7 protein-coding genes are annotated in these 4,312 nt (G+C 74.9%); 1 reads left to right on the forward strand and 6 read right to left on the reverse strand.

Going from position 1 to position 4,312, the window contains the following annotated elements; all coding sequences use genetic code 11:
• The 6 genes from AC6RA4_RS23545 to gspG all read right to left on the reverse strand — a co-directional run.
• A partial coding sequence (locus AC6RA4_RS23545; protein ID WP_500164435.1) for a type II secretion system protein L occupies nt 1-640 on the reverse strand: 640 nt, incomplete at its 3' end.
• Between the two features lie 83 nt (nt 641-723).
• On the reverse strand, nt 724-1,728 hold the full coding sequence (gspK, locus tag AC6RA4_RS23550) for a type II secretion system minor pseudopilin GspK (RefSeq protein ID WP_500164437.1): 1,005 nt from the start codon (nt 1,726-1,728) through the stop codon (nt 724-726).
• Entirely contained in the window at nt 1,725-2,369 is a 645-nt protein-coding gene (locus tag AC6RA4_RS23555; RefSeq protein WP_500164439.1) for a type II secretion system protein GspJ, read from the reverse strand. The genes gspK and AC6RA4_RS23555 overlap by 4 nt, the downstream gene beginning before the upstream one ends.
• Nucleotides 2,366-2,779: a prepilin-type N-terminal cleavage/methylation domain-containing protein gene (locus AC6RA4_RS23560; RefSeq protein WP_500164441.1), complete on the reverse strand. Its 414-nt coding sequence runs from the start codon at nt 2,777-2,779 to the stop codon at nt 2,366-2,368. The genes AC6RA4_RS23555 and AC6RA4_RS23560 overlap by 4 nt, the downstream gene beginning before the upstream one ends.
• Nucleotides 2,767-3,249 carry a prepilin-type N-terminal cleavage/methylation domain-containing protein gene (locus tag AC6RA4_RS23565; RefSeq protein WP_500164443.1) on the reverse strand — a complete coding sequence of 161 codons (483 nt, stop codon included), beginning with the start codon at nt 3,247-3,249 and terminating at the stop codon, nt 2,767-2,769. The genes AC6RA4_RS23560 and AC6RA4_RS23565 overlap by 13 nt, the downstream gene beginning before the upstream one ends.
• Nucleotides 3,234-3,692 carry a type II secretion system major pseudopilin GspG gene (gene gspG, locus AC6RA4_RS23570; RefSeq protein ID WP_500164445.1) on the reverse strand — a complete coding sequence of 153 codons (459 nt, stop codon included), beginning with the start codon at nt 3,690-3,692 and terminating at the stop codon, nt 3,234-3,236. Before gspG ends, AC6RA4_RS23565 begins: the two co-directional genes overlap by 16 nt.
• A 154-nt stretch (nt 3,693-3,846) precedes the next feature.
• Between gspG and AC6RA4_RS23575 the strand changes: the two genes are divergently transcribed.
• A partial coding sequence (locus AC6RA4_RS23575; RefSeq protein WP_500164446.1) for a prepilin peptidase occupies nt 3,847-4,312 on the forward strand: 466 nt, incomplete at its 3' end.

Below are 4,312 nucleotides of genomic sequence, written 5' to 3' on the forward strand. Positions count from 1 at the left end.
CGAGCGCCGCCTCGGCCTCGCCGCAGGGGCGCAAGGGCGGCAGGCCCCGCGCCTCGAGCTCGTCGGGATGGCTCAGGACCGGGATGCCGCGGGCGGCGCAGACCGCCTCGAGCGCCGGCAGCGGCGGGCCCGTCCGGTAAAGCGCGGAGGGCGGCGTCTGGGTCTCTGCAAAAGCCCGATCCAGCATCACCGGGGCCAGTTCGGGGCTGGCGCTGAAGCCGTCTCCGGGGCCGAGCCGGACCATGATCCCATCTTCGTCCCGGGTGGCGCAGGCGGTCCAGATCCCCTCGGCGGCGGGCAGCGACAGGTAGTCCGGCAGCACCGCCCGGCAGGCCAGCGCGCGCCATTCCGCGACCCGCGCGGCATCGGCGACCATCACCCGGGTCCAGTCGTCCGGGCCGGCGCCGAGCGGCATCGGCCAGATCTCGGCGCTGTCCGGGGCGATGCCCACGCGGTCGCGGATCTGCCGCCGCGCCACCTGCTCGCGGGCCTGCCCGCGCAGCCCCGCCGGCAGGTCGAGCCGCAGCAGCGGGACCTCGGCGCCGGGCACCAGGACGATCTGCCGGGGGCCGGGCGGCGGGCCATCCCCCGCCAGCCGGACCGGCTCTGCCGTTTCCGTCTCTGCCTTGCCTGCTCTCACGCGGTCACCCTTGTCCCCGGTTTCGGCGCAGGATGCCGGGCGCAGCCGGCAGGATCAATGCCGCATCCGGGTCACGTCTGCGCTCAGGGCGCCGGCGTCAGCCGCCAGGCCACACGGGTGCCCTGCGGCAGCGGGCTGCGCTCGAGCACCGCCACGCGGCGCTGCCGCCGCTCCGGCAGGACAATCTCCATATCGGCGCGGAACCAGCGCGAGCCGACGCTCAGCCGCCCGGCGGGGACCGGGTCCGGCGCGACCGCGTCCGGCGTGGCCTGCGCGGTCGCCTCGCTGCCGCTCGCGGCATCGCTGTCGGCGGCGGCCTCGGTTTCCGAGGAGGCGCTCGAGACCGGCTCGCCGAGCGCCTCGAGAAAGGCGTCGACGGAGTCGAAGGGGCTGCGGGCGCGCGCGGCCAGCACCGCGGCCAGCCCGGCGTGAAGCCGCTCGGGCAGCACCGCCCGCAGCACCGCCGCCGAGGCGGTGTTGACGTTGAGCGTGGTGCTGGCGTCGAGCGCGGTGGCGCTGCGCGCCAGGCGCTCGAGATCCGCCGCGCTGACCCCGGCGACCTCACCGATCTGCGCCAGCATCAGCACCGGGCCGCCCACCGGCCGGCTGGCGGGATCGCGCTGCGCATAGGGCCGCAGGTCGGACGGGCCGCCGGGGCGCAGGAACGCGACGATGCGCTGCGCGGTCTGGGGCGCGAGGCCGAGGCCCCGCGCAAGCCGGCCGAAGGCCGCCTCGGCCTGGATATCCTCGGGATCCGCAAGCCAGTTGAGGTTGAACAGAGACTGCATGTCGGTGATCCGGCCCGCGACCTCGCCGCGCGGCAGCGCAAAGCGCATGCCGGTCCGCGCCCAGTCCTCGCCCGGGTGATCGACGTCCGGTCCGGCCGGCCCGCGCCGGTCGTCGTCGAGCAGGGTGATGGCGAGGGTCTCGAACCCGTCCAGCCCGAGGCTGACCGTGGCGGCCTCCTGCGCCCCGCCGAGGCGCTGACGCCCGCCCTCGGCCCGGCTCAGCAGCGCCACCGCCGCCAGCGACAGCACCGCGACCAGAAGCAGCGCATTGACCAGGACGAAGCCGCGATCGCGGGTCATTGCAGGGTCTCCAGCAGGCGGATCTCGCCCTGCGCGCGGGTGGTCAGGATCACCTCCACCGCGTCGGGCAGCAGGCTCGAATATTGCTCGACATAGAGCGTGGCGTCGGCGTCCTGCGCCGATCCCCCCGGCGCCATGCCGAGAAAGGCCGGCGCCGCGCCCTCGACCCAGCCAAGCTGGTCCCAGTGGCTGCGCAGGCGCAGAGACTGGATGCCGGTCAGCACCGCGACCTCGGGACTGCGGCTGTCGCTGGCGGCCGGGGTGAGCAGCGGCCATTCCCGCCGGCTCAGGATGCCGGTGGCGGGATCGAGCCGCCATTCCACCCGACCAAGCGCAAGCCCCGGTCCGGCGGGGTCGGGCACATGGGTGGTGCTGATCTCCAGCGCCGTCTCGAAAAGCAGCGCCGAGCGCGGCGCGGCGCCGCCGGGCGGGAAGAACAGCATCGGCAGCATGCCCTCGAGATCGGCCCGCAGCAGGCTCAGCCCGGTGCCCAGCCGGTCGCTGCGCTCGGCGGTGGCGGCGAGCCGGTCGCGCATCCGCATCATCGAGGTCAGGCTCTGCAGCCCCATCACCGCCACCAGCGCAAAGATCGCCATGGCGGCGACCAGTTCGATCAGGGTCAGGCCGCGCTCGCCCCTCATCGCGCCGCCCCCCGCGGCAGCCAGGCGGTGAGCCGGGCGCCGGGGCCCTGCGCGGCGCGCGCGGTGACGGTGGTCTCGACGAAGCCGCCGGCGGTGACGGCGGTCTCGGTCTCGAGGGTGAATACCTGCCCGCCCAGCGTCGCTTCGGCGGGCAGGGCGCCGCCGCCGGCGCCGTAGAGCCGCAGCTCCTCGAGGCGGTTGCGCGCGGCGAGCAGGGCCAGCACCCGCGCCTCGCTGCCGCCGATGGCGAGGCGCGACTGGTCGGCGGCGCGCAGCGCCGCGAGGCTGCCAAGCGCCAGCACCAGCACCGCGACCACCAGCTCGATCAGGGTCAGGCCGCGCTCGCCCCGCGCGCGCCGGCGCCGGGTCCCGGTCAGCGCTTCGGTCAGCGCTTCGGTCAGCGATCGCATGTCAGCCCCGTCCAGCCGTCGCTGCGGCAGCGCCGCACCGGCTCTCCCCGGGTGGTGAAGGTGAGGGTGAAGGCGCTGCTGCGGCCGTTGCCGAGGAAGACGATCTCCGGGGCGTCGGGCAGGGCCGCCGGGGCCGCGGCCGGGCGGGACAGGTCGACCCGGCCCCGCCAGGCGATCTCCCGGTCGCCGCGCTGCCAGCCCTCCGGGCCGAGCCGGGCGATCCGGAGCCCCTGCGCGCCCAGATCCAGCCCGCGCCGGGACTGCTCGCGGATGGCGAGGTCGCGGGCGGTGTCATGCAGCCGGCGGAAGCGGTCGAGGTCGGTTTCGGCGGCGGAGCCGACGCGCCCGAGCGACAGCGTTGCGCCCACGGCCAGCACCGAGACGATGGCGACACAGATCATCAGCTCGATCAGCGTAAAGCCCGCCTGCGAGGCGGATCGGGGCGGAACAGTCCCTATTCCGCGTCCCATGACCCGATATCCGCGTCGGCCCCGTCGCCGCCGGCAGCGCCGTCGGCGCCATAGGTGAAGACATCGAAATCGCCATGCACCCCCGGCGCGAGATACTGGTAGGGCTGGCCCCAGGGATCGACGGGCAGGCGGTCCATGTAGCCGCTCCAGTTCTCCGGCTGCGGATCGGTGGTCGGGCGGGTGACGAGCGCCTCGAGCCCCTGCTCGGTGGTGGGGTAGCGGATATTGTCGAGCCGGTAGAGCTGCACCGCGCTGGTGATCGCGGCGATGTCGGAGCGCGCCCGCGCGGCGCGGGCCTGGTCGGGACGGTCGATGACGCGGGGCACGATCACCAGGGCGAGGATCGACAGGATGACCACGACGACCATGAGTTCGAGCAGGGAGAACCCCGCCTCGCGGTCAGGCTGGCCGGTCCCGTCGGCGGGGGCGTGTGAAGACATCATGCGGGGTCCGTTCGTTCTGCTCGCAGCCATGATAAGCAGCGGAAAGCGCAGTGACAATCGCGGGCATGCGCCGGATTCGCGGCGGCGTGTCCCGGCGCGACCCGAGACCTGATCTTTCCAGCCGGGCGCGAAACGCTCTAGACCGGGAGCCATGATGCAGAGCCCGACCCATATCGCCCTCTTCCTGCTGCTGCTGGCCCCGGCGGCGGGCTCCTTCATCGGGGTTCTGGCCGACCGCCTGCCGCGCGGGGAGTCGGTGATCCGTCCGGGCTCGCGCTGCCGGGCCTGCGGCGCGCGGCTGGGGCCGCGCGACCTGGTCCCGCTGCTCTCCTTCCTGCTCCTGCGCGGGCGCTGCCGGCACTGCGCCGCGGCGCTGCCGGGCTGGCTGTTCCGGGTCGAACTCGCCGCCACCGCGCTGGTGGTGCCGGCCATCTTCCTGGCCCCGGATGCGCCCGGCATGGTGGCGCTGGCGCTCGGGCTGTGGCTGCTGCTGGCGCTGGGGCTCACCGATCTGCTCTGGTTCCGCCTGCCGGACGTGCTGACCGGCGCGCTGCTGCTGCTGGCGCTGGCCCTGTCGCTGTGGCAGGGCGCGCTGGCGGCGCCGTCGCCGGGCGCGGCGC

This window comes from Salipiger sp. (assembly GCF_059781815.1).